Origin of the sequence: Maricaulis maris (assembly GCF_036322705.1) — a bacterium.
In the GTDB taxonomy this organism is placed as follows: domain Bacteria; phylum Pseudomonadota; class Alphaproteobacteria; order Caulobacterales; family Maricaulaceae; genus Maricaulis; species Maricaulis maris_B.
The window spans coordinates 1257382-1280759 of sequence record NZ_AP027270.1 but is presented as its reverse complement, the minus strand read 5'-3'; the positions used below and the strand labels follow the sequence as shown (position 1 = coordinate 1280759).

The following is a 23378-nucleotide window of genomic DNA, read 5'->3' as shown; positions in this document are numbered from 1 at the left end:
CGATCCGGGGAGGATCCGATGCGTTCATTTACCTTCAACCTGGTGTTCTGGCCGGTTCTCGCGCTCTTCGCCGTACTCGCCTGGCTGGTCGCCCTTGCCGGCTGGCAAGGCGGCGTCCGCACCGTCATGCGGACAGCCTGCAGGACCATTCGCGGCCTGATGCATCACGTGCTCGGCGCCCCGGTCGAGGTCCGCGGGACAATCCCGACCGGCCTGCCGGTGATCATTGCGGCAAAACACCAATCCTGGGCCGACGGCTTTTTGATGATGGCGATCCTCGGCGATACCAATTTCGTGATCGGCAACGAGATCCAGAGCTTCCCGCTGGTTGGACGCATTGTCGCTGCCTCCGGTGCCACCATGGTCAACTCGCCCGGCCTCAGCGGGGCCCAGGGCGCGCTTCAGGACGCCATTGAGCGCGCCGCCGACGATCCGCGGCCACTCCTCATCTACCCGGAAGGCCGCCTGCCCCCGGTCGGCGAGAGCTATCGCTACCGCAAGGGCGTCCACCTCATGTACGAGACCCTCGGCCGGACCGTGATCCCGGTCGCCACCAATACCGGCCTGCGTTGGCCGCAGAACCAGTGGCGGAAATTCCCCGGCCCGGCCGTAGTCGAATTCCTCGACCCGATCCCGCCCGGCCTGCCGCGCGATGATTTCCTGCCGCGCCTGAAAATCACCATTGAAACCCGGACCCGCGCCCTCGAGGCCGAGGGCCAAGCCGCCACGGAGACCGTGTCATGAGTGCCAAGATTGCTGCCCAGCTGATCACCCAGCGCCGCTTCCTGCCGCTTCTGCTCGCCCAGTCGCTCGGCGCCTTCAATGACAACTTCTTCCGCTATTCCCTGGTCACACTGGTGACCTATGGCGGGCTGACCCTGTTCGATATCGAGCGCGCCATGATGGTGCCGATCGCAGCCTCGCTCTTCACCGTGCCGATCTTCCTGTTCTCGGCGGTCGCCGGACGCATGGCCGACAAGTTCGACCGCACCCGGATCATGCGCTTTGCGAAGTTTGCCGAGATCTGGCTGATGCTGATCGTCGCCCTTGGTTTCTTCCTTGAGGAACCGCTGCTGCTGATGGTCGCGCTCTTCCTGATGGGCGCCCAGTCGGCCTTCTTCACCCCGGCCAAGAACTCCGCCCTGCCGACCCTTCTGGCAGACCATGAACTGGTCCCTGCCAATGCGATGATGTCGGGCCTTTTGAACGTGTCGGTGCTGGTCGGGATCGGACTGGGCACCTGGCTCGTGATGCGCCCCTTCGGCCCCGAACTGGTCGGCCTTGGCCTGGTCGTGATGGCCGTCCTGGGCTGGCTCGCCAGCCGGCAATTGCCCGAGGCCAGGGCGGCCCGCCCGGACATGCCGCTGACGATCAATTTCATCGGCGAGACGTTCCGTGTGCTCGCCTACGCCTTCAGGGCGCCGCAGGTCCTGCGGCCGCTGCTCGGCGCTGCCTGGTTCTGGATGCTGGCGGCCTCCATCATCACGCTGATGCCGGTCTTCACCGCCTCCGTGCTGGGCGCGGACGAGACGGTGGTCCTGCTGTTCAGCGCCCTGTTCACCATCGGCGCCGCGATCGGCGCCCTGCTCTGCGGTGCCCTGTCGGGCAAGGGAGACGCCCTGCCCTTCTCGATCACCGGTGCGATCGGCCTGGTCGTGTTCACGACCGATGTCGCCCTGACCACCTGGTCCAATCCACTGGTGCCGGAGGGCGCGACCCTGATCGCCGCAGACGTCTTCCTGGCCGACAAGGCCAACTGGCGAATCCTGGTGGATCTCGGCCTCGCAGCAGTCTCGGCCGGCCTGTTCGTGGTGCCGCTGCAGGCCATGGCCCAGCGCCGGGCGCCGGCCGAGCTGCGCGGACGCCTGCTGGCCGCCGGCGGGATCATGAATGCGGCAACGGCGACGCTGGGCCAGTTCTCCCTCGCCGGGATCGCCCTGCTGCAGCTGCCGATCCAGATGGCCTTCCTGATGATCGCCTTCGTCTCGGGTCTCGCCGTGCTGTTCATCCTCTGGCGCCTCAATCTGCGGCGCGGCGCAAAGGGCTAAGCCATCGGGCCTGAGCCCTGATTGCATCGGCCAGCCGGGAAAGCGTCGCCCGGCTGGCCCAAACGATAGCCAAAGGCCGCGGTCCGCGCTAAAGGGCCGCTTCATGACAATGATTACGACGACTGAGGCCCTCGAAGCGGCCTGCGACGCCCTCCTGCAGCATCCCTATGTCGCGGTAGATACCGAGTTCATGCGGGAGACGGTCTACTGGCCGCAGCTCTGTCTGATCCAGGCCGCAGCCGGAGACACCGAGGTCATCATCGACCCGCTCGCCGAAGGCCTCGACATGGAGCCGTTCTGGGAGCTGATGGCGGACGAGCGGATCATCAAGGTCTTCCACGCGGCGCGCCAGGACCTGGAAATCTTCTTCCACAAGGGTGGCGACAGCCTGATCCCGCATCCGATGTTCGACAGCCAGGTCGCGGCCATGGCGCTCGGTCTGGGCGATTCCATCGCCTATGACGCCCTCGTGCGCACCTTGCTCAACCGCCCGATCGACAAGGGCCCGCGCTTCACCGACTGGTCGCGCCGTCCGCTCTCCGACGCGCAGACCAAATACGCCATCGCCGACGTCACCCATCTCCGGGACCTCTATCCGATCATGGTCGAGCGCCTCGAAAAGAAGGGCCGCACCGAATGGCTGGCCGAGGAGATGAAGACGCTCACCAGTCCGTCGACCTACCAGCTCGACCCGGAAGAAAGCTGGCGCCGCCTGAAGCTGCGCAAGACCACGCCGAAATGGGTCGCCGCCCTGCGGGCTGCTGCGTCCTGGCGCGAGACCGAGGCCCAGACGCGCGACATGCCGCGGCAGCGGGTGATGAAGGACGACGCGCTCTACGAGATCGCGGGCGTCGCCCCGACCACGCCGGAACAGCTGACCGGGCTGCGCGCCGTGCCCAAGGGCTTCGAACGCTCCAGCGCCGCACGTCGCCTGTTCGACAAGATGGGCGAGGCCATGGCCGATCCGGAGGCTTACGCCCCGAAGGTCGAGAAGCCGGCCCCGCCGCCCCAGGGCCTCGGCCCGACGGTCGAGTTGCTCAAGGTCTTCCTGAAGCTGGTCGCCGACGAAAAGGGCGTGGCACCGCGCCTGATCGCCAACGCCGCCGACCTGGAAAAGATCGCTGCCGACGACAAGGCCGATGTCGAAGCGATGTCAGGCTGGCGCCGGGAGGTCTTTGGCGAGCCCGCGCTCAAGCTCAAGCGCGGCGACGTGGCGCTGGCCCTGAAGGACGGCAAGGTCGTAGTGGTCGAGACCAAGGGCTGAGGCCGAGGCCCGTCGGATCGGTCAAGCAATCCGTCCGGAAAGAGCCGCTCCGCGCGCGAAGTGGCCCCGGCATCGTTGGTCAGCCAGCGGTTAAGGTGGGGCTTGCGCGGTGTGCTTGTGCCGCGACAGGTGAATTATGCCTGTCCCGCCGTTTCCGCGCAATCGTCTTACCGGGATCGTCCAGTCCGGTCAGACCATCAGCTATGGCTATGACGTCATCGGTCGGCGCCTGTCGCGAACGCTCAACAATGGCACGGCCTGGACCGGCTTCGTGCATGCGGGCGGGATGGAAATCGGCGAGATCAACAGCGCTGGGCAATACCTGGTGCGCTATGTGCCCGGCCCCTCCTTTTTGTGATCCGGTGTCGATCGGCGCGAGGCGATGATCGTCACCAATCCGTCCACCGGCGCGGCCACGGCCCGCTTCTACTACCACGCCAACCGGCTGGGCTCGGTGATCGCTCTGGCCAACCAGGCGGGCGCCCTGACCGACCGCTATGTCTACACGCCCTATGGCGTCGAAGCGCCGCTCAACACCTCCGGCAACCCCTTCCGCTATACCGGCCGCCGCTACGACCCGGAGAGCGAGCTCTACTACTATCGGGCCCGTTATTACTGGCCGAAAAATCGGGGACACGTACCGTTTTTCACGAGTGCCCCTTAACTCGTGCGCCTCAGGCGCTCACCTATCCAAAAACCGCTTGCCGAGAGGTCGCCGTATCCGGGTCACATCCCTGCTCCGGTCGGCGTCGACCGGCCCGGCAACCATTAATCCGGTCCCGACCCTTGTCTCGCCCGCCTGCCAGCGCGCCCACGGCTTTTGCTCTCCGCACGCTGTTGCGCCGAAGGGGTGGGAGGGAGCGGGATGCCGGTGAACACCGGGGGTGTCCGGTTGGTGGGTCTGCGGTGTGTGTGGTGTCCGCGGCATCCCGCTCGCGAAGTTTTCCCGGACTATCTCCAGCCCGTTTCCAATGCGCCAGGTAGATGGGGTCGGTCGTTTAGTGCCTCCCGTCCCGAAGACCGCAGGCATTATCGCGTGGGGTGGAGGGGATGCGGACAAGGTTTGTGGAGCGGGGGATAAAGCGGAAAAAAGAGCGGAAACGACACAATCAACAGGCGTGCCCGCTCCTGTGAGGCGCGGCGAACCGATCGTGCCGGAAACGGTGCCTGTCCCGGGTATTTCGGGGTATTTTGTCCCGGGTATTTCGGTTATTACTCTGCCCCGGCTATTTCTGCCCCGTCACATAGACTACCTCACCCGTCCGCCCGACGGCGGCGGCGAGCTGGTCGAGCAGCGAAACCGAGCGCTCGACATAGAGGTCGCGCACACTTTCATCGACTTCCAGCCGGATGACATCGGCCTCGACGCTCAGCGTGTAGCGGTCCAGCAGGGCCGGTGAGCGTCCCGAGAGCTTGGCGCCGAGGCGCAGTGACAGGCCCAGCATCTGGGCGAGGTTGTGCTGATCCTCGCTGATCAGATGAAAGATGGGATCGTCTTCCAGGCGCGCGCGGCGACCGCCATAGCGGTAATGAATGGCCGCAGCGAGGAAGACCCGTTCGGCATGGGCGATGCCGGCAAAGGGGGCGTAGAGCACGACATCGCGGGCCAGGTCGGCACGATGATCGGGATGATGACGCGCTCCCAGATCGGTCAGACGCGTCGCCGCTTCATGCAGGGCACTGTCACGCGCCTCGCCGAAGGCTGTCTCGAGCGCGCCGAAGGCCGGCACCAGCCAGCGCGCAAGCGCGCGGCCGAAATCGGGCGTCGGGGCATTGGGCCGGGCCATCGCCTCGGCCCCGGCAATCAACGGATCCAGCGCCAGCAGCGCCGGCGGCAGACCGGCGGCCAGTACCCCCTCACGCACCCCATAGGCCGAGAAGACCAGCTTGTCGAAGCGGCCATGATGCATGATCCGGCGGAGCAGGAGTGCGGCATAGGGCAAGGTCGCGACCCGGCGCGAGGAGACACCCGCCGTTCCGCGCAGCGAGGCCGGGCTGAGCCTTTGGGCAAGCCGGGCCAACTCATCGGCGCGGGCTGCAGTCAGGGCAAATTCGTGCACCACATTCAAGGGATAGCCAAAGCGCGCGAAGGCGAGCTGGCCGAGTGCCCGCCAGGCGCCGCCGACGGCGTAGAAGCGGCCGCCCTGCCCGGTCAGCTGGCCGGTCGCGAGGAGCTGGGCGTCGATCGATGCGACCAGGCTGGCCTCATCCATCGGACCATCGCCCAGCATTTCCTGCGGGCCGAGGGAGGTCGAGACGCCGCGCGCCGGCAAGCCGCCATCCAGCCCGGTCAGCTCGAGGCTGGAGCCACCGAGATCCCCCATCAGCCCGTCCGCGTCGGGGATGCCGGCGCCGACACCCATCGCCGACAGGCGCGCTTCGTCCGCCCCCGACAGCACACGGACCACGAGACCGGTTCGCTCGGCGACAGCCTCGATGAAGTCCGGCCCGTCACTGGCATTGCGGACCGCAGCGGTGGCCACGACATGGCGGTCGCTCACCCCCTTGGCGTCGAGCAGTCGCTGGAAACGCTTGAGCGCGCGCAAGGCGATCTCGCGGCCCTCGGGGTGCAGCTTGCCGGTGTCATGCACGCCGCGCCCCAGACCGGCCATCACCTTCTCGTTGAAGATCGGCCAGAGCGAGCGACCCTCGACCCGGAAATGCACCAGACGGACCGAGTTCGAGCCGACATCAATGACCGCGATATCGCGGTGGATGGCCTGTTCGGCCAGGAAGTCGGAGGATGTCAGCGGATGGGTCAATCCAGATCAGCCTGTACTGTCGGTGAGGACGGGCGGCTGGTCGTTCTTCAACGCATGACCGCGCCCTGACAATGAGGGATTGGTCATGAAATAGGCATGCGCGCTGAACGGCTTGTCGACATTGGCCGTGTCCACGCGGCGATAATCGCCCTCGCCGTCCATGTACCAGGACTGGTCGGTATCATTGAGGTTGGCGACCATGATCTGGTCGAGCACCTGACGGTGCACGGTCGGATTCTGGATCGGGCAGAGATGCTCGACCCGGCGGTCGAGATTGCGCGGCATCCAGTCGGCCGACGAGATATAGACCTTGGCTGCAGGCGACGGCATCGCCTTGCCATTGGCAAAACAGACAATGCGCGAATGCTCGAGGAAGCGCCCGACGATCGATTTCACCCGGATATTGTCCGACAGGCCGGGAATGCCCGGACGCAGGCAGCAGATGCCGCGCACGACGAGTTCGACCCGAACGCCAGCCTGGCTGGCGCGATAGAGCGCGTCGATGATCTCGGGATGGACCAGGGAATTGAGCTTGGCCCAGACCGCTGCCGGCAAGCCCTCGCGGGCATTGGAGATCTCCTGCTCGATATGGGCGAGGATGGCTTCCTTCATGCCGATCGGCGAGACCGCCAGACGTTCCAGATTGTCCGGCCGGGCGTAGCCGGTGACGTAGTTGAACACGCGTCCGGCGTCGCGTCCGAAAGCCGGGTCCGCAGTGAAGAGCGAGAGGTCGGTATAAATCCGTGCCGTGATCGGATGGTAATTGCCGGTCCCGAAATGCGCATAGGTCCGCAGTTCGGCGCCTTCGCGACGGACGATCAAAGAGATCTTCGCGTGGGTCTTGTATTCAATGAAGCCATAAACGACCTGGACGCCGGCGCGCTCGAGGTCGCGGGCCCATTTCAGGTTGGCCTCCTCGTCAAAGCGCGCTTTCAGCTCGACCAGCGCGGTCACGTTCTTGCCGCTCTCGGCGGCCTCGATCAGCGCCGCGACAATCGGGCTGTCCTTGGAGGTCCGGTAAAGCGTCTGCTTGATCGCGACGACGTCCGGATCGGCAGCGGCCTGGCGCAGGAACTCGACCACCACATCAAAACTCTCATAGGGGTGGTGGACGATGATGTCCTTCTCGCGGATCGCCGCGAAACAATCACCCCGGTGCTCGCGAATACGCTCGGGATAGCGCGGCTCATAAGGCGTGAACTTGTGCTCTGCGCGGTCGTCCGGGATCAGCTGGCTGACCTGCGCCAGGCCGAGAATCCCATTGACCGGTACCGTGTCCTCCGGCCCCGCATGCAGGTGCTGGACGATCAGGTCGCGCAAGGCCGGCGACATGCCGTCATCCATCGTCAGGCGCACCACGACACCGCGACGGCGCTGCTTGAGCAGGTTCTCGAACTCCAGCATCAGGTCTTCGGATTCTTCCTCGACCTCGATATCGCTGTCGCGGATGACCCGGAAACTGCCCTTGCCGACCACTTCGTGCCCGGGAAAGAGCGTATCGACGAACATGGTCAGGACACTCTCCAGCGTCATGAAACGTCGGTCCGGGCGGCCGCCGCCGCGCGCCGGTCGCGCCGGCAATTCGACGAAGCGTTTCACGCCGCTGGGCAGCGGTATGAGTGCATTCATCAGCTTGCCTGTCCCCTTCCGGCGCAGCTGCAGGGCGAGCGCAAAGCCGAGATTGGGGATGAAGGGAAAGGGGTGAGCCGGGTCAATCGCCAGCGGCGTGATCACCGGGAGTGTGTGCTTGAGGAAGTCACCGCGCAACCAGGCCTCGTCGGTCTGGGAGACCTGCTTGGGTTCAAGAACCTTGACCCCCGCCTTGCCGATCTCGGTGCGCAGGGCGCGCCACAGCGTCTGCTGCCTGAGCATCAATTCGCCAGCGAGCGCATGGATCTGCTCGAGCTGCTCGGCCGGGGTCAGCCCGTCAATGCTGGTCGCGGTCACGCCATTGTGCATCTGGGCCCGCAGGCCGGCGACGCGGACCATGTAGAACTCGTCGAGATTGCTGGCCGAGATTGACAGGAAACGCAGGCGCTCGAACACCGGATGGTTCGGGTTCGCGGCTTCCGCCAGCACACGCAGGTTGAAGCGCACCCAGGACAGCTCACGATTGAGGAAGCGCTTGGGCGAGTCCATCAGCGTCTCGGTTTCGGCAAATTCGCCGACGGGGGCATTCATGCGGCGTCTCCGGTTTCAGTCCAGCTGTCCAGCACCTCGCGCGCGACCGCGCGGGTGATCGGGGTCTTTTTCACAAGCGCCAGCTTGTCCATGCGTTCGGCGAGCAGGCGCACCGCGGCGACGGATCGCTCCATGCGCGGCAGAAGATAGTCTATCACGCCCGGACGGACCGGTGCGCCCCGGTCTGCCAATTGTTTTTCCATGATCCGGGTCAGCAGCCCGTCATCGGCTTCGTGCAGGTCCACATGCTCGAGCGCGCGCAATCGGGACACCAGATCCGGCAGGCTGACCGACCATTGCGCCGGCAAGGTCCGGGCGGTCAGGAGCAGGGCCGAAATATCGCCCTCGGCGGCCCGGTTGAAGACATGAAACAGGGCGTCTTCATCGACACCCTGATCGACATCCTCGATGACCAGCGCCTGGTTCGGACCGAGCGCCGCGAGGTGGCTGGCCAGCACCAGCGCGGGAATGGTGACGGCGTGGCTCCGCTCGGCCCAGATCGCGGCGAGATGCGACTTGCCGACGCCTTCCGGTCCGATCAGCGCCATGACATTGCGCGGCCATTCAGAGGGCCGGGCCAACAGCTCACGCGCCGCCGCATTCGACGCGCCGGCAATAAAGGCGGCCTCGCTGAAATCCCGACGCGCCGGCAGGTCCAGCGCCATTTGCGGTGTCATTGCCATCATGTTTGCTGTCGCGCGTCTCAGCGGGCGGACAGGACCACCCACCCCAGTCGCGGGTGTTCTTCCAGCGTCGCTCCCCGTTCGGCAAGCTCGGAGACCAGCTGTTCGAACGCACCGCGATAATCCACGGTCATGCGGGCCCCGTCGCGAGACAGCGCATCGAGCTGGGCGCTCTCGACCAGCGAGGCCCGGCTGAGGGCTTCCTGCAGACTGTGCCATTCCGCCAGACCGCCATACAGCACGGTTACGCGCAGCGAGCGGGTTTCCAGATCGCGCACAACCGAGCGCCGCTTCCAGTCGTCCTCGCGATCGGTGACAAACATCTGCGCGGCATCGCTCCAGCCGCCATAAACGACCTCGGGGCCCCAGGTATCGGTCAGGATTTCACCGGACGGATCGATTTCCACCAGATAGCCACCAAGCCGGCGGACACCATCGCGCTCGCCAGCCCGCAACACCACGATCCGGTTGATGCCATACATCAGCGCCGTATTGGTGAGGGCTTCCGGGTCGAGTTGCAGGGCCTGACGCGCGGTAATCGGTACCGGTGCGCTATTGCCGCGTCGGCTCGGCACGATGACCGGCGTCAGAGAATGACCAAACTCCTGTCCGGACCACGCGGCACGCCAGGGATTGTTCTCCCACAGGCTGAAACCGGTCTCGCCCTCGAACACGGGAAGCACCAGGAGCGGGCGCGACTGCGATTCGACATAAGGCACGCCATAGGCCGCCATCACGCGACGGACGGCACGGGGATCGAAGGTCACCTCCAGCTGGGCGAGGTAACGGGTCGCGCTGCGCTGCTCGTCGGAAATTTCGAGGCCGGCGATCATCTCGGCGATAATCGCCGGATCGAGGCCCAGACCGGACACCATTTCGCCGGTCTCCGACATGTGGGCTTCCAGCTCGAGTGCTGTGCCGGCACGGTCCTCGGCTAGGGTCAGGCGTTCGATCAGGCGCCGGACCGCGGCGGCCTGGCCGCGCCGCATGGCCGCCGTCTGGGCTTGCAGCGCATTGTCCGCCGTGGCGTCGATGGCGACACCGGTGATCGTATAGGGATCGTCGGCCCGGGCTGCGGGCAGGCAGGCGAGGCTCAGGCAGAGCGCGGCGAGAATGAAACGCACGGGGACGACTCCTGTAACTTTGTCTTGGCCCGCACTATAACCACACGCTGCCGGGCGTGAAGCCCGCGGCTTGCGTCCGGGGCGTGTTTCGACATACACCGCGCCTGTTTTTACAGACCTGTTTTGACAGAGGTAAGGAAACGGCATGTCCGGAACCGGAAACCAAGATCGCCCGAACGGGCTGACCTATGCCGAGAGCGGCGTCTCCATCGACGCCGGCGACGCCCTGGTCGATCGCATCAAGCCACTGGCCGCGATGACGCGCCGGGCCGGTGCGGCAGCCGATCTGGGCGGGTTTGGCGGCGCCTTTGACCTCAAGGCCGCCGGATACACGGATCCGATCCTGATCTCGGGGACCGATGGTGTCGGTACCAAGCTCAAGCTGGCGATTGCGACCGGCAAGGTCGACACGGTCGGCATCGACCTGGTCGCCATGTGCGTCAATGACGTCCTCGCCCAGGGCGCCGAGCCGCTCTTTTTCCTCGATTATCTGGCCTGCTCCAAACTCGACCCGGCGCGCGGCGAAGCCATCGTTTCGGGCATTGCCGCCGGCTGCAAGGACAGCGGCTGTGCCCTGATCGGCGGCGAAACGGCGGAAATGCCGGGCATGTATGAGGGCGATGACTTCGACCTGGCCGGCTTCGTCGTTGGTGCCGCCGAGCGCGGACGCCTCCTGCCGGACCACGACAAGATGGCCGCCGGCGATGTCCTGATCGGCCTCGCCTCCTCCGGTGTCCACTCGAACGGGTTTTCGCTGGTCCGCAAAGTTGTCGAGCTGGCCGGTCTGGACTGGTCGGATGAAGCCCCCTTCGCCCCGGGCCTGACGCTCGGCGAGGCCTTCCTCGCGCCGACGCGCCTCTACGTCCGGGCCTGCCTGCCGCTCATCAAGTCCAACTTGCTCACCGGCCTCGCTCACATCACGGGCGGCGGACTGGTTGAAAACCCGCCGCGCATGACCCCGGACCATCTGGTCCCGCATATCGACTACAGCGCCTGGACGCTGCCACCGGTCTTCCAGTGGCTCGCCGAAACCGGCGGGATCGAGGCGCACGAGATGCACCGTACCTTCAATTGCGGCATCGGCATGCTGCTCGCCGTGGCGCCGGCCAATGTCGATGCGGCGATGGAAGCGCTTGCGCTGACCGGTGAGACCGCCATGATCATCGGCGAACTCAAACCGGCCTGACGCGAGGGGCACACAGATGGCGAAGACCAAGATCGCCGTGCTCATCTCCGGGCGCGGCTCCAACATGCAGGCCCTGATCGAGGCGGCGAAGGACGAGGACTTCCCGGCCGAGATCGTGCTGGTGGCGTCCAATAACCCCGATGCAGCCGGCCTCGACATCGCCCGTGCGGCCGGGATCGAGACCGAGGTCGTCAATCATCGTGATTTCGACGATCGCGAGGCCTTCGAGGAAGCCCTCGATTCCACGATCAAGCTGTATGGCGCCCGAATCGTCTGCCTCGCCGGCTTCATGCGCATTCTGACGCCCTGGTTTACCGAACGCTGGCGCGACCTGCTGATCAATATCCACCCGTCCCTGCTGCCGGCCTTCAAGGGGCTGCACACGCATGAGCGGGCCCTTGAAGCCGGTGTGCGCATCCACGGCTGCACGGTGCACTATGTCCGTCCGGAGATGGATGACGGGCCCATCATCGGCCAGGCCGCGGTCCCGGTGCTGCCGGGCGACACGGCGGAGACGCTGTCGAACCGGGTCCTGCAGGCCGAACACGCCCTCTACGCCCAATGCGTCGCCCTCGCCTGCTCCGGCAAGGCTCGCGTCGCCGGAGAACGGGTCCGCCTGCAAGTGCGCGAATTCGGCGCCGAACTCCTGATGAACCCGCACGACTGACGGGATGGGGCGGGGTCATGCGCATTTCCGACGACCTCGATATTGACGAGTCCGAAATCGAGGAGCGTTTTATCCGCGCTTCCGGTCCCGGCGGCCAGCATGTCAACAAGACCGAGAGCGCCGTCCAGTTGCGGTTTGACCTTGCCGGCAACACAAGCCTGCCCGAAGCCGCCAAACGACGCCTGGTGCGCCTCGCCGGATCGCGCATGACCAAGGAGGGCGGCCTGGTCATCCGCGCCGACACCCATCGCGAGCGCGAACGCAACCGCGCCGCCGCGCGCGATCGGCTGCGCCGGCTGATCGAGCAGGCGCTGATCGCCCCGAAACCGCGCAAGAAAGCGCGTCCGTCGCTGGCCTCGATAAAACGGGTGAAGGCGGCCAAGGGGCAAAAATCGCAGACCAAATCCCTGCGCCGCAAGCCGGGCGCCGAGGATTAGACTGCCAGCGCTTCCACGACCGCATCAATTTCGGCGAGATGCCGCTCGATCTCCGCCTGAGGCAGGAAACTCCCGAGGAAGGAGTTCCTGGCCAGTTCGATGATCTCATCAGCCGTCAGGCCGATCGCCGCGGCCGTGCGGAGATAATTGTCATTCACATAACCGCCGAAATAGGCCGGATCGTCGGAATTGACGGTGGCGCGCAGCCCCAATGACAACATCCGCTTCAAGGGATGGTCCTCGAGCCGGGCAATGCCGCACAGACGCAGGTTGGACAGCGGGCAAACGGTCAGCGTCATCTGTTCGCGGCCCAGCCGAGCGACCAGCGTGCCGTCCTCGAGGGCGCGATTGCCATGATCGAGCCGGTCGACCTTGAGGAGGTCGAGCGCCTCGTGGATGTAGTCCGGCGGCCCCTCCTCACCGGCATGCGCCACGCGCTTGAGGCCCAGGTCACCGGCAGCGTCGAAGACGCGCTGGAATTTGGACGGCGGGTGACCCAGCTCGGAACTGTCCAGCCCGACGCCGTCAATCCGGTCGAGATGCGGTTTGGCCATTTCCAGTGTCTCGAAAGCCGCCTCCTCGGAGAGGTGACGCAGGAAACACAGGATCAGCTTTGAGGTGATGCCCAGCTCGGCCTTCGCCTGATCGAGGGCGCGGGTGATACCGTCGACCACCGTGGCAAAGGCGATGCCGCGATCAGTATGGCCCTGCGGATCGAAGAATATCTCGACATGGCGGACATTCTCGGCGTGGACGCGCTTTAGATAGGCCCAGGTCAGATCAAAGAAGTCAGCCTCGGTAATCAGCACATTCATGCCGACATAATAGACGTCGAGAAAATCCTGGAGATTGGAGAAATCATAGGCCGCGCGGATGTCCTCGACCGACGCGTAGGGAATTTCGATCCCGTTGCGCTGCGCCAACTCGAACATGAGTTCGGGCTCGAGCGAGCCTTCCAGATGCAGGTGCAGCTCGGCCTTGGGCAGGGCTTGAACAAGGCGGGCGAGATCAGTCATGGCGGGCTCCTGCGTCTGGGGATGCACCATGGTCCTCGTGCCCGCGCCGTGGCGCAAGCGCTGGTTCAGCAGCACTGCGGCTGGACGGTGCCGGGCCGACAGCCGGGGCGGAGAAATACCCGCCCCGGCCTCGCTCAGACTAGGTCACCGACTCATAAAATCGAAGCCAGATTTGGATGGCGGCGAGTTTGACGGCGGCGAGATAGTTCTCGGCGTGTTTTTCGAAGCGCGTGGCGATGGCCCGGAAGTGTTTGATCTTGCTGAAGAAGCGCTCGACGAGATTGCGCTGCCGGTAAAGGAAGGCGCTGAAGCTGGGGATGTTCTTGCGGTTCGGCATCGGCTTGATGCATCCCCATGCGCCACGGGCCTTGAGCGAGACGCGCAACGCGTCGGAATCATAGGCCCGATCGGCCAGCAGGATCTGGCCTTCGCCGATGCCGTCGAGCATGTCGGTGGCGCTGCGTCCGTCATGAGCCTGGCCGGGGGTGAGCTTGAGGGCGACGGGTAGGCCGTTGGCATCCACAAGCGCATGGATTTTCGTGGTCAGCCCGCCTCGCGAGCGCCCCATGCATCGGGTGTCAGGGGTGTCTCTCGCGGCGGCGTGCGGACCCCTTTTTGCGTTCGCCCCATGCTGGTGAACGCGGATCGAAGAGCTGTCGATCATCTGGATGTCGCCGTCGTAAGCGGCTGTAACCGCGTCGAATATCCGATCCCAGACACCCAGCTTGCGCCATCGGACGAACCGGTTGTAGCAGGTCGTCGCCGGACCGTAGCGCTCGGGGATCTCCGCCCAGGGCGAGCCGGTGCGCAGGCGCCAGTAAATCCCGTTGATCACCTTGCGGTCGTCCACGCGCGGCACCCCGCGTGGCTTGTTCGGCAGCAAGGGTTCGATGATCGACCACTCGAAATCGGTCAGTTCGTAACGACGACGGCCCATGATCCAAATCCTCCTCAAGGAGGTTGAATCAGGCTTCGGCAAAAAACGGAATCCCGTTTATGAGTTTATGACCTAAAGCAGGCCGAGAAGTTTTTCGGCGGCCGCTTCGGATGATGCCGGGTTCTGGCCGGTCACCAGCTTGCCGTCGACAAGCACGAAGCTGGCCCAGTCATCGCCCTTTTCGTAATGGCCGCCATTCTCGGTGAGCATGTCCTCGACCAGGAAGGGGACAACATCGGTCAGTCCGACCGCGGCTTCCTCGCTATTGGTGAAGCCGGTGACCCGCTTGCCGCTGACCAGCGGCTTGCCGTCGCTGCCCTTGGTGTGCCGGAAGACGGCGGGGGCATGACAGACCGCGCCGACCGGACGGTCGGCAGCGGCAAAGGCCTCGATCAGGCGCTTGCTGTCCGCGTTCTCGGCGAGGTCCCAGAGCGGCCCATGGCCACCGGGGTAGAAAATGGCGTCAATCCCGTCCGTGGTGATATCGGCCAGCTTGTGGGTCGTGGCGAGGGCCTTGTTGGACGCCTCATCGGCCTTGAAGCGCTTGGTGGCTTCGGTCTGGGAGTCCTCGGCGTCGCTCTTGGGATCGAGCGGTGGCTGGCCGCCGGCCGGCGAGGCCAGCACGATCTCGGCACCGGCATCCTTGAAGACGTAATAGGGCGCCGCAAACTCTTCCAGCCAGAAGCCGGTTTTCTCGCCCGTGTCACCGAGCTTGTCGTGCGAGGTCAGCACCATCAGGATTTTCATCACATCGTCTCCATTGGGGTTTGGGAATTAGCGTTCGCCCGGCGCGGCGGCGCCGCGATTATCGGGCGCGTCGGCCATGGCTTGCAGGTGCGCCTGACCTCGGTGCAGTTCAAGGGCCCGACCTGAGTCCGATCCACTTGGACAACCGGCAAAGAAAAAGGCCCGACGCAAGCGCCGGGCCTTCCTGTCTTGGTATCGCGCCCGGTTTAGCCGACGATTTCGTCGTCCGAGAAGAAGAAGGGGATTTCTTCGGCAGCGGTTTCCGGCGCGTCGGAACCGTGCACCGAATTGGCTTCGATCGACTCGGCGAATTCCTTGCGGATCGTGCCGGCATCAGCCTGCTCCGGATTGGTCGCACCCATCACCTTGCGGTAGGTGGCGATCGCATCTTCGCCTTCGAGAACCTGGACCACGACCGGGCCGGAAATCATGAAGGTGACGAGGTCGTTGAAGAAGGGACGCTCCTTGTGGACGCCATAGAAACCTTCGGCCTGCTCGCGCGACAGATGGATGCGCTTCTGGGCGATGATGCGCAGACCGGCTTCCTCGATCTTGGCGTTGATGGCGCCGGTGAGGTTACGGGCAGTGGCGTCAGGCTTGATGATGGAGAAGGTGCGTTGGATCGCCATGAGAGAAGTCCTTGAGACTGAAACTGTGATTGTCCGGGCACACACCCGGCCTGTGGATTCGCGCGGCTTATAGCGGCGCTTGCGCGGCACCACAAGCCGCGCTACGCGGCTTCTCCCATGTTGCACATCAATGACCTCACCTATCGCATTGAAGGGCGGATGCTCTTCGATCAGGCGACCCTCTTCCTGCCGGCCAAGACCAAGATGGGTCTGGTGGGACGGAACGGGACCGGCAAATCGACGCTGTTCCGCCTGATCCGCGGCGAGATCGCTTCGGAAGGCGGTGAGGCGCGCGTGCAAAAAGGCGTTCGTGTCGGATCGGTCGCCCAGGAAGCGCCGGGCGGAGATGACGCGCTGATTGATGTCGTCATGGCTGCCGATCACGAACGCGCCGCCCTGCTGGCGGAAGCGGAGACCGCGACCGAGCCCAACCGCATTGCCGAGATCCAGACCCGGCTCGCCGACATCGACAGCCATACCGCGGAAGCCCGCGCCGGCTCTATCCTGGCCGGGCTGGGCTTTACCGGCGAGGAACAGCGCCGTCCGTGCCGGGAATTCTCCGGCGGCTGGCGCATGCGCGTTGCCCTCGCAGCAACCCTGTTTGCCCGGCCCGACCTGCTGCTGCTCGACGAGCCGACCAATTATCTCGACCTGGAAGGCGTGATGTGGCTGCAGAGCTATCTCAAGACCTTCCCCGGCGCCGTGCTGGTGATCTCCCACGATCGCGACCTGCTGAACGGGGCCATGCAGAAGATTGCCCACCTCAAGAACGGCAAGCTGACCGTCTGGGACGGCGGCTATGATGATTTCGAGAAGGCGCTGGCGGAAAAACAGCGCCTGCAGATGAAGATGGTCGAGAAGCAGGAGGTCGAGCGACGACACCTGCAATCCTTCGTCGACCGCTTCAAGGCCAAGGCCTCCAAGGCCAAACAGGCCCAGTCCCGGGTCAAACGGCTGGAGAAAATGCAGATCGTGGCGACCCAGGTCGAGGACCCGGTGGCGCCCTTCAACTTCCCCAGCCCGCAGCGCCGCATGGCACCGCCCATTGTGCGCATGGTCGACCTGCAGGCCGGCTATGCGCCCGGCAAGCCGGTGCTGCGCGACGTCACTCTCAATATCGATACCGAGGACCGGATCGGCATTCTCGGCCGCAATGGCGCCGGCAAGTCGACCATGGCCAAGCTGCTGTGCGACCGGCTCGATCCACTCGAGGGGCATCTGCGCAAGCACAAGAAGATGCAGATCGCCTATTTCGCGCAGCACCAGATCGACAGCCTGTCGCCGGACATGTCGGCCTACCAGCACATCATCGAGCTGATGCCGGATGCGACCGAGGCCCAGCGCCGGGCCCGGCTGGCCACATTCGGCCTGCCCGGTGACCGCCAGGAGACACCCGCAGACACGCTGTCAGGCGGTGAGAAGGCGCGGCTGCTTTTCAACCTGATCACGTTTGAAGGCCCGCACCTCTTGATCCTCGACGAGCCGACCAACCACCTCGACATGGACAGCCGCGCCGCCCTCATCCAGGCGATCAATGAGTATGAAGGCGCCGTCGTCCTGATCTCGCACGACCGGCATTTGATCGAGAGCTGTGTCGACCGGCTCTGGGTCGTCGCCGACGGCACGGTCAAACCCTATGACGAGGATATCGAGACCTATCGCCAGTCCCTGCTCGGCCGTGCCCCGAAAGACGGGACGAAAAAGAAGACCGCCGCCACCGACGAAAAGACCGCTGCCCGCCGCTCCGCCGCCGATCAGCGCAAGGCCCTCAAACCGCTGCGCGATACGATTGCCCGCTGGGAAAAGGAAGCCGATCGCCTGCGCGGCGTCATCAACGTCATCGACACCGCCCTCGCCGCCCCCGGCCTTTACCAGAAAGACCCCAAGACCGCGACCGACCTCCAGATCAAGCGCGCCAAGGCGGTGGAGTTGCTCGACACGGCCGAGATGAATTGGCTGGAAGCCGAGGAAAAGCTGGAAGCGGCGCAGGCGGGGTAGCGCCAGAAGCGGAGCTAACCGGACAAGGTTTCAATGGCTTGCGGCACAATCGCCTGCCGTTCGTCCCATTAAGAAACCCTTCGCACTTATGGTCATATAATATGAGCATCCTGGAACAAGGTGGATGGATCAATGAGATCCGAAGGCGCGCTGCCGGGCGTCATTCACCACATGGATGCTGGCCCGGTGGCACACAAACTGGCTGACATGGCCCCTGCCGGACCCTTGTGGTCCGGCAATTTCCTTGTTTCGGAAGTCCCGCACAACGGTCCACGATCATGAAGATCGAACCGACATCCGCGCCTCGCACCCCCGCCGTGCGCAAGGCCGGCGCGACGCACGCGCCGCAGCCATCGGCCTCGCGTCATGACAACAGCTTTCACAGCCCGGACAGATTGCGTGTCGACGGGGTCATGCCGGCCGACCCGGACACGCACCAGAGCCCGGACTTCGAGGCTGGCGATCAGGAGGCGATCCTGAGTCCGGAGGCGGCGATCCGCACCGCCCACGCGGTCAGCGACTGGCTCGCCGCGCACTCGCTCTCGCTCACCCGTCATCATGTCGGGCGACTACAGCACCTGTTCGCGGGCTGAGCTCGCCGGCTCAGCCGCAGGCGAGGCTTTCGACGATGTCGCTCTCATTGACCCGGATGGTGAGCCGCTCGGCCCGGTAATCCATTGTCACGGCCGAATTCGGCCCCACGACACGATAGACGTCCGGCATTGCCCCGCGCGGGACGTTGACGCGCGGCTGGCCGACATAGTGCTGCAGGTTCTCCATGCCACACGTGCCGGTGATGGGCGCGCGCACGGCACTGTCCGCGACATCCTCGGCCGCGCCGAGCGGCGGCAGCTCACCAGCGGCCTGTGGTCCGGAGGCCGGGCCACCGCGGCTTGTCAGGGCGCAGCCCGCGACGAGGAGGACGACACTGCCCAGAAGGATCACACGCACATTCATTGACCAGCCTCGCTCAACCGCACCAGGGGCGCAGGATGACACCGGCGTCCGAGAGGTCAAGATTGAGCCGTTCGCGGCGATAGTCGCGGGTCACCGGCGTGTCGGGATAGATCAGGCGGATCTGGCCATGCAGACTGTCCAGATCGACCTCACCGACCCGCTGGCCGACCAGATACCCCATGGCATTGGCCCCGCAGAACGCGTCGGGATCAACCGAGTTGTCCCCGATGCCGTCCTCGGCAAAGTCGGGCGCCGGCATCATCGTGTCGCCGCCATCGATGGGATGCCCGCCATCCATCAGCTGACCGGCGGTCGAACAGGCGGTGACCGAGAGGCCCGCCAGAGCGATCAACAAAAATCGTGTCATGCCTTCTTCTCCCATCGGCCTTCCGGCGACTGGCGCCAGTATGAGACCGTACAGCCCCGCCCCGAGGCTTTCTTCCACAAGGCCCGTGCGTCCTGCACAGCCACCTCGTCCTGCCCGTCAAACATGACGATCATGCGGTCAAAGGATGACGGTTTTTCGGGCTCGGCGCCATCCAGCAGGAAGAGGCATTGCGCGCCGTTCGGATTGGCTTCGTCCTCGGCGATCAGCACCGGCTGACGCTCGGGCGACCCGGCCTCCACCTGGCCATGCGGCAGGAAGCTGTCGTCACGCCAGGTCCACAAAAGCTGGTCGATGGCCTCGCGACGCTTGGCATCGGGCGAGCGAACAAGGGCCCGCCAGCCACGCGCCAGCGTCTTTTCCAGAAGCTCGGGCAGAACCTCGTCCAGCGAGGAGCGCTCGAGATGGTAAAACCAGAGATCGCCGCTCATGCCTGCTCCCCCGCATCGCCAAACCCTATCCCGACATGAAAAGGGCGGCCACTCGGGGCCGCCCTGATCACGCCAAGGGCCTAGCCCTCGTAATTGTCGCGCACGAAGCGGTCGAGGATGCGCACACCCCAGCCCGTGCCCCAGCTCGGCTGGCGCGGATCGTCCTTCATGCTCATGCCGCCCATCGCCGTACCGGCGATGTCGATATGGCACCAGGGCTTGTCATTGACGAAGCATTTGAGGAACTCGGCCGCCGAGATCGAGCCGGCGAGACGACCCTCACCGACATTCTTGATGTCGGCATTCTTGGTCTCGATGTGCTTTTCGTAATCCGGGCCGAGCGGCAGGCGCCAGACCGGCTCGTCGGACGCGTCACCGGCCGAGGACAGCTGGGCCGCGATCTCGTCCGAGTTCGAGAAAATGCCGGCGCGGGTATTGCCGAGACCGATCAGGATGGCGCCGGTGAGGGTCGCCAGGTCGATGATCAGCTTGGGGTCGAACCGGTCCTGCGCGTACCAGAGCACGTCAGCGAGAACGAGACGGCCTTCGGCATCGGTGTTGAGGATTTCGATCGTCGTGCCGGACATCGCCGTAACGATGTCGCCGGGACGCTGGGCATTGCCGTCGGGCATGTTCTCGACCAGGCCGACAATACCGATGGCATTGACATTGGCCTTGCGACCGGCGAGTGCGCGCATCAGGCCGACCACAGCGGCCGAACCACCCATGTCGCCCCGCATTTCGTCCATGCCGGCACCCGGCTTGAGCGAAATGCCACCACTGTCAAAGGTCAGGCCCTTGCCGACGAACAGGAGCGGCTTCTCGCCCGCCTTGCCGCCATTCCATTTCATGATGGCGATCTTGCTCTCGAATTCCGACGCTTGGCCGACACCCAGAAGGGCGCCCATGCCCAACTCGGTCATCTGGACCTCGTCGAGGACTTCGATCTCGAGTCCGAACTCGGCCATGCCCTCGATCTTCTTGGCATAGGTTTCCGGGTTGAGGATGTTCGGCGGCAGGTTGGTCACTTCGCGGGCGAGGTCGACACCGTCAGCCACGGCACCCCAGCCGGCCCAGGCCTTGCGCGCGCCGTCAACATCGGAGACGGCAATAGTGAGCTCGCTCAGGGACGGCTTCTGGTCGTCTTTCAGCTTGGTCCGGAACTGGTCATAACGATAGGCCGCCAGACGCGCGCCAAGACCGGCCCGGGCTGCGCCCTCGGCATCGGTTTCACCGTCAAACTGGATCGACAGGCGTGTCTCGCCGCTGAGCAGAAGCTTGGCAACGACGGCTGCGCCCGCCTTTTCCAGTGTCGAAGCGGTGCGCTTGTCCTTGGCACCCAGACCAAACAGGACAACGCGGCTGGCTTCGCTGCCGGCCGGCGCCATGATTTCCAGGGTCTGGGAGGGTTTTCCGGTAAAGCGCGAGGCCGCAATGGCGCGCTTTACAGCGCCGCCGGATGCCGCGTCGAGCGCGGCGGCAGCCGGCGACAGCGTGGCGTCTTCATAGACCGGTACGGCGATCGCGCCGGCAGCGTTCGGAGCGGCAGCGAATTCGATTTTCATGGTATTCCCTCTCATCCAGTCGCGTGGGTTGGTGGTGCGCGGCGTCACGGGCCTGAAGCCGACGCCGAAAACTTGTGTCGCGGAAGTGGTATCCGATCACGACGTGAGATAGAAGGCTGAACGCGCAGCACAAGCCGGTCCATGATTCTCCTTCAACGGTATTTCTTCAATCAGTTGCTCTGGCCGTTCATCACGGCCATCGCCGCCTTTGCCGGGTTGGCGCTGCTGACGCAGAGCCTGTCGAATGTCGACCTTGTTTCGGGCTATTCGGAGACCGCGCTGACCTTCGTCAAGGTAACGGCGCTGGCCCTGCCCCAACTGACAGCGCTGCTGGTTCCGATCGCGCTCTTTGTCGCCGTCCTGTCCACGCTCAACCGGTTGACCTCGGACAGCGAGCTGGTGATTGCCTCGGCTGCCGGGCTGAGCCGGTTCGGCCTGCTTTCACCGGTTATCCGGCTGGGCATCTATGTGCTGCTGGCCAATCTTGTGGTGAACCTGCTGGCCCAGCCGATCGCCTACCGCGAGATGCGCCGTGAATTGCACACGCTGAGATCCGACGTTGCTGCCAGCCTGGTCACGCCAGGTGCCTTCTCCCAGCTCGGCCAGGGCGTGACTATTTATGCCCGTGATCGCAGCCGTGACGGCCGCATGCAGGACATCCTGATCCACGACAGTCGTGGCGAGGACGGGGCCTCGACCTACTCGGCCCGCGAAGGCGTGGTGGTCCGCTCGGGTGATCGCTCCGCCATGGTCCTTATCGACGGCAATCTCCAGCAGATCGATGCCGCCGGCGAGCTCTACTACGCCAATTTCGATCGCTATGAGTTCGACCTCGGAGAGTTTGTCGGACCGGCCGATGCTATGTTCTTCAAGGAATCAGACCGCTTCCTGCACGAGCTCCTGTGGCCGTCAGCCGCCGAAATCGCCCGCACCGGCGGGCCGGAACGGGCCTGGGCGGAAGCGCATTATCGCCTCTCGGGGCCGCTCTACAATCTTGCCTTTGCGCTGATCGCGGCCGCCTGTTTTCTAGCCGGTGACCATTCCCGCATGGGCTATGGCCGCCGGGTCATGATCGCGGTCGGCGCCGGCCTCACCCTGCGCCTGATCGGCTTCGCGATGCAGTCGGCCAGTGCCGATGATGCCGCGATGAACGTCGCCCAATACCTTATCCCGATTGCCGGCATGATCGGCGCGATCGCTGTCATCTACTGGCCTGCCCGTACGCGACCACGGCAGATCAAGGCGAGCGGGGCGAGCGCATGATCGGCGGCCGTCTCAATCGTTACATGGCAAGCCAGACCGCTGGCGGACTGGCGCTGGCCTTCGCGACCATCGCCACCGTCATCATCCTGGTCGACTTCGTCGAACAGTCGCGGGCGGTCGGGACGCGGGTCGATGTCTCGACCCTTGACCTTCTCGGTCTGACGATGCTGCGCGCACCGTCCCTGCTCGAGAGCACCCTGCCCTTCGTTTTCCTGTTCGGCACGCTGACCTCGCTGTTTCGCCTCAACCGGTCAAGCGAGCTGATCGTGATGCGAGCATCCGGCATGTCGGCCTGGCGCATCCTGACGGCGCCCATGGTGCTGGCGGTCGTGGTTGGCATCATCGGTGCGGCAGGTCTCAACCCGTTGGCCGCCAATATGAATGCCGAATTCGAGGCACGCCGCGACAGCCTGATGAATGTCCGACGCGTCGAGGGCGCAGCCCAGCCGGTCTGGCTGCGCGAGACCAATATCGACGGCTTCACCGTGATTGCGGCGACCCAGCTTGAGGAAGACCGCCAGGTGCTGCAGGACCCGGTCTTCTTCCAGTTCGCCGAGGCTGCTGATGGCACGCCCAGCCTGGAGCGCCGGATTGATGCCGAATCGGCGGAGTTGCGGTCCGGCTTCTGGGAGGTGACCGGCGCCGTCGAACGCACGCCGACCCCCTCACGCCTCGACCTCGGCGATATCACCATGCCGACCTCGATCAATCGGCAGGCCCTGTTCGAACGCGCCCGGTCGGCCGAGGGCGTGGCGTTCTGGGATCTGCCGCGATTGATCAGCTCGGCCCGAGAAGCCGGACTTGCGACCCAGCGTTATGAATTACGCCTGCATGCCCTGCTGGCCCTTCCGCTCACCTTGTTGGCCTCAACCCTGATTGCGGCGGCGGCGACCTTGCGCCTGCACAGGTTGGGCGGCGCCGCCGCCTTTGCGATGGCAGGCGGCATTGCCGGCTTTGTGATGTTCTTCTTTCAGGAAATGCTGAGCTCATTCGGGGTTTCCGGCGCCCTGCCGCCCGCCACCGCGGCCTGGTCGGCACCGGCACTGACCGCCCTGCTCGCCCTGATCTATATTGCCTCGACCGAAGACGGTTGACGAC

At 64.9% G+C, this 23378-nt stretch carries 24 protein-coding genes; 12 read left to right on the top strand and 12 right to left on the bottom strand.

Features of this window, described 5'->3' with window-relative positions:
- The first annotated feature begins 18 nt into the window (after positions 1-18).
- The 5 genes from AAA969_RS05935 (at position 19) to AAA969_RS05915 (ending at position 3976) form a co-directional block, all read left to right on the top strand.
- Positions 19-744, top strand: a complete 726-nt coding sequence (locus tag AAA969_RS05935) for a lysophospholipid acyltransferase family protein (protein WP_338244609.1) — start codon at positions 19-21, stop codon at positions 742-744.
- Positions 741-2048: an MFS transporter gene (locus AAA969_RS05930; protein ID WP_338244607.1), complete on the top strand. Its 1308-nt coding sequence runs from the start codon at positions 741-743 to the stop codon at positions 2046-2048. Before AAA969_RS05935 ends, AAA969_RS05930 begins: the two co-directional genes overlap by 4 nt.
- 103 nt (positions 2049-2151) lie before the next feature.
- Entirely contained in the window at positions 2152-3312 is a 1161-nt protein-coding gene (gene rnd, locus AAA969_RS05925) for a ribonuclease D (RefSeq protein ID WP_338244605.1), read from the top strand.
- 136 nt (positions 3313-3448) lie between these two features.
- Positions 3449-3670 (top strand): RHS repeat domain-containing protein, encoded by a 222-nt coding sequence (locus AAA969_RS05920; RefSeq protein ID WP_338244603.1) that lies wholly within the window; start codon positions 3449-3451, stop codon positions 3668-3670.
- 24 nt (positions 3671-3694) lie between these two features.
- Positions 3695-3976: an RHS repeat-associated core domain-containing protein gene (locus AAA969_RS05915; protein WP_338244601.1), complete on the top strand. Its 282-nt coding sequence runs from the start codon at positions 3695-3697 to the stop codon at positions 3974-3976.
- 562 nt (positions 3977-4538) lie between these two features.
- On the opposite strand, the gene AAA969_RS05910 is transcribed toward AAA969_RS05915, so the two are convergent.
- The 4 genes from AAA969_RS05910 to AAA969_RS05895 are packed head-to-tail and all read right to left on the bottom strand — an operon-like array spanning position 4539 to position 10062.
- Positions 4539-6074, bottom strand: a complete 1536-nt coding sequence (locus tag AAA969_RS05910; RefSeq protein ID WP_338244598.1) for a Ppx/GppA family phosphatase — start codon at positions 6072-6074, stop codon at positions 4539-4541.
- Positions 6075-6080: 6 nt separating this feature from the next.
- Positions 6081-8255 (bottom strand): RNA degradosome polyphosphate kinase, encoded by a 2175-nt coding sequence (locus tag AAA969_RS05905; RefSeq protein WP_338244596.1) that lies wholly within the window; start codon positions 8253-8255, stop codon positions 6081-6083.
- Positions 8252-8941, bottom strand: a complete 690-nt coding sequence (locus AAA969_RS05900; RefSeq protein WP_338244594.1) for a hypothetical protein — start codon at positions 8939-8941, stop codon at positions 8252-8254. The genes AAA969_RS05905 and AAA969_RS05900 overlap by 4 nt, the downstream gene beginning before the upstream one ends.
- Before the next feature lie 17 nt (positions 8942-8958).
- Positions 8959-10062, bottom strand: a complete 1104-nt coding sequence (locus AAA969_RS05895; RefSeq protein ID WP_338244592.1) for a DUF2066 domain-containing protein — start codon at positions 10060-10062, stop codon at positions 8959-8961.
- A gap of 145 nt (positions 10063-10207) precedes the next feature.
- On the opposite strand from AAA969_RS05895, the gene purM reads away from it, so the two are divergent.
- Genes purM through arfB form a run of 3 tightly spaced genes read left to right on the top strand, consistent with a single transcriptional unit; the run spans position 10208 to position 12352 of the window.
- Positions 10208-11248 carry a phosphoribosylformylglycinamidine cyclo-ligase gene (gene purM / locus AAA969_RS05890; RefSeq protein WP_338244588.1) on the top strand — a complete coding sequence of 347 codons (1041 nt, stop codon included), beginning with the start codon at positions 10208-10210 and terminating at the stop codon, positions 11246-11248.
- A 16-nt stretch (positions 11249-11264) separates the two neighbouring features.
- A complete protein-coding gene (purN, locus tag AAA969_RS05885) occupies positions 11265-11915 on the top strand; it encodes a phosphoribosylglycinamide formyltransferase (RefSeq protein ID WP_338244585.1) in 651 nt (216 codons plus the stop codon).
- A 17-nt stretch (positions 11916-11932) separates the two neighbouring features.
- Entirely contained in the window at positions 11933-12352 is a 420-nt protein-coding gene (gene arfB / locus AAA969_RS05880; protein WP_425324990.1) for an alternative ribosome rescue aminoacyl-tRNA hydrolase ArfB, read from the top strand.
- Here arfB and AAA969_RS05875 read toward each other — a convergent pair.
- The 4 genes from AAA969_RS05875 to ndk form a co-directional block, all read right to left on the bottom strand.
- Positions 12349-13368 (bottom strand): adenosine deaminase, encoded by a 1020-nt coding sequence (locus AAA969_RS05875; protein ID WP_338244583.1) that lies wholly within the window; start codon positions 13366-13368, stop codon positions 12349-12351. The genes arfB and AAA969_RS05875 overlap by 4 nt on opposite strands.
- Before the next feature lie 139 nt (positions 13369-13507).
- Positions 13508-14305 carry an IS5 family transposase gene (locus tag AAA969_RS05870; RefSeq protein WP_338247222.1) on the bottom strand — a complete coding sequence of 266 codons (798 nt, stop codon included), beginning with the start codon at positions 14303-14305 and terminating at the stop codon, positions 13508-13510.
- 72 nt (positions 14306-14377) lie between these two features.
- Positions 14378-15052 (bottom strand): type 1 glutamine amidotransferase domain-containing protein, encoded by a 675-nt coding sequence (locus tag AAA969_RS05865; protein WP_338244581.1) that lies wholly within the window; start codon positions 15050-15052, stop codon positions 14378-14380.
- Positions 15053-15258: 206 nt separating this feature from the next.
- Entirely contained in the window at positions 15259-15681 is a 423-nt protein-coding gene (ndk, locus tag AAA969_RS05860; RefSeq protein ID WP_338244579.1) for a nucleoside-diphosphate kinase, read from the bottom strand.
- Positions 15682-15798: 117 nt separating this feature from the next.
- Between ndk and AAA969_RS05855 the strand changes: the two genes are divergently transcribed.
- Positions 15799-17679 carry an ABC-F family ATP-binding cassette domain-containing protein gene (locus AAA969_RS05855; protein WP_338244577.1) on the top strand — a complete coding sequence of 627 codons (1881 nt, stop codon included), beginning with the start codon at positions 15799-15801 and terminating at the stop codon, positions 17677-17679.
- 278 nt (positions 17680-17957) lie between these two features.
- Complete coding sequence (locus tag AAA969_RS05850) at positions 17958-18272, top strand: hypothetical protein (RefSeq protein WP_338244576.1); 315 nt, start codon at positions 17958-17960, stop codon at positions 18270-18272.
- Between the two features lie 10 nt (positions 18273-18282).
- On the opposite strand, the gene AAA969_RS05845 is transcribed toward AAA969_RS05850, so the two are convergent.
- The 4 genes from AAA969_RS05845 to AAA969_RS05830 form a co-directional block, all read right to left on the bottom strand.
- On the bottom strand, positions 18283-18636 hold the full coding sequence (locus AAA969_RS05845; RefSeq protein ID WP_338244574.1) for an I78 family peptidase inhibitor: 354 nt from the start codon (positions 18634-18636) through the stop codon (positions 18283-18285).
- A gap of 13 nt (positions 18637-18649) precedes the next feature.
- Complete coding sequence (locus AAA969_RS05840) at positions 18650-19003, bottom strand: hypothetical protein (RefSeq protein WP_338244572.1); 354 nt, start codon at positions 19001-19003, stop codon at positions 18650-18652.
- Positions 19000-19452 (bottom strand): DNA polymerase III subunit chi, encoded by a 453-nt coding sequence (locus AAA969_RS05835; RefSeq protein WP_338244570.1) that lies wholly within the window; start codon positions 19450-19452, stop codon positions 19000-19002. Before AAA969_RS05835 ends, AAA969_RS05840 begins: the two co-directional genes overlap by 4 nt.
- 80 nt (positions 19453-19532) lie before the next feature.
- Positions 19533-21017, bottom strand: coding sequence for a leucyl aminopeptidase (locus tag AAA969_RS05830; protein ID WP_338244568.1), 1485 nt, complete (start codon positions 21015-21017; stop codon positions 19533-19535).
- Between the two features lie 141 nt (positions 21018-21158).
- On the opposite strand from AAA969_RS05830, the gene AAA969_RS05825 reads away from it, so the two are divergent.
- Both AAA969_RS05825 and AAA969_RS05820 read left to right on the top strand, forming a co-directional pair.
- Complete coding sequence (locus AAA969_RS05825; protein WP_338244566.1) at positions 21159-22280, top strand: LptF/LptG family permease; 1122 nt, start codon at positions 21159-21161, stop codon at positions 22278-22280.
- Positions 22277-23374, top strand: coding sequence for an LptF/LptG family permease (locus AAA969_RS05820; RefSeq protein ID WP_338244563.1), 1098 nt, complete (start codon positions 22277-22279; stop codon positions 23372-23374). Before AAA969_RS05825 ends, AAA969_RS05820 begins: the two co-directional genes overlap by 4 nt.
- The last annotated feature ends 4 nt before the right edge of the window (positions 23375-23378 follow it).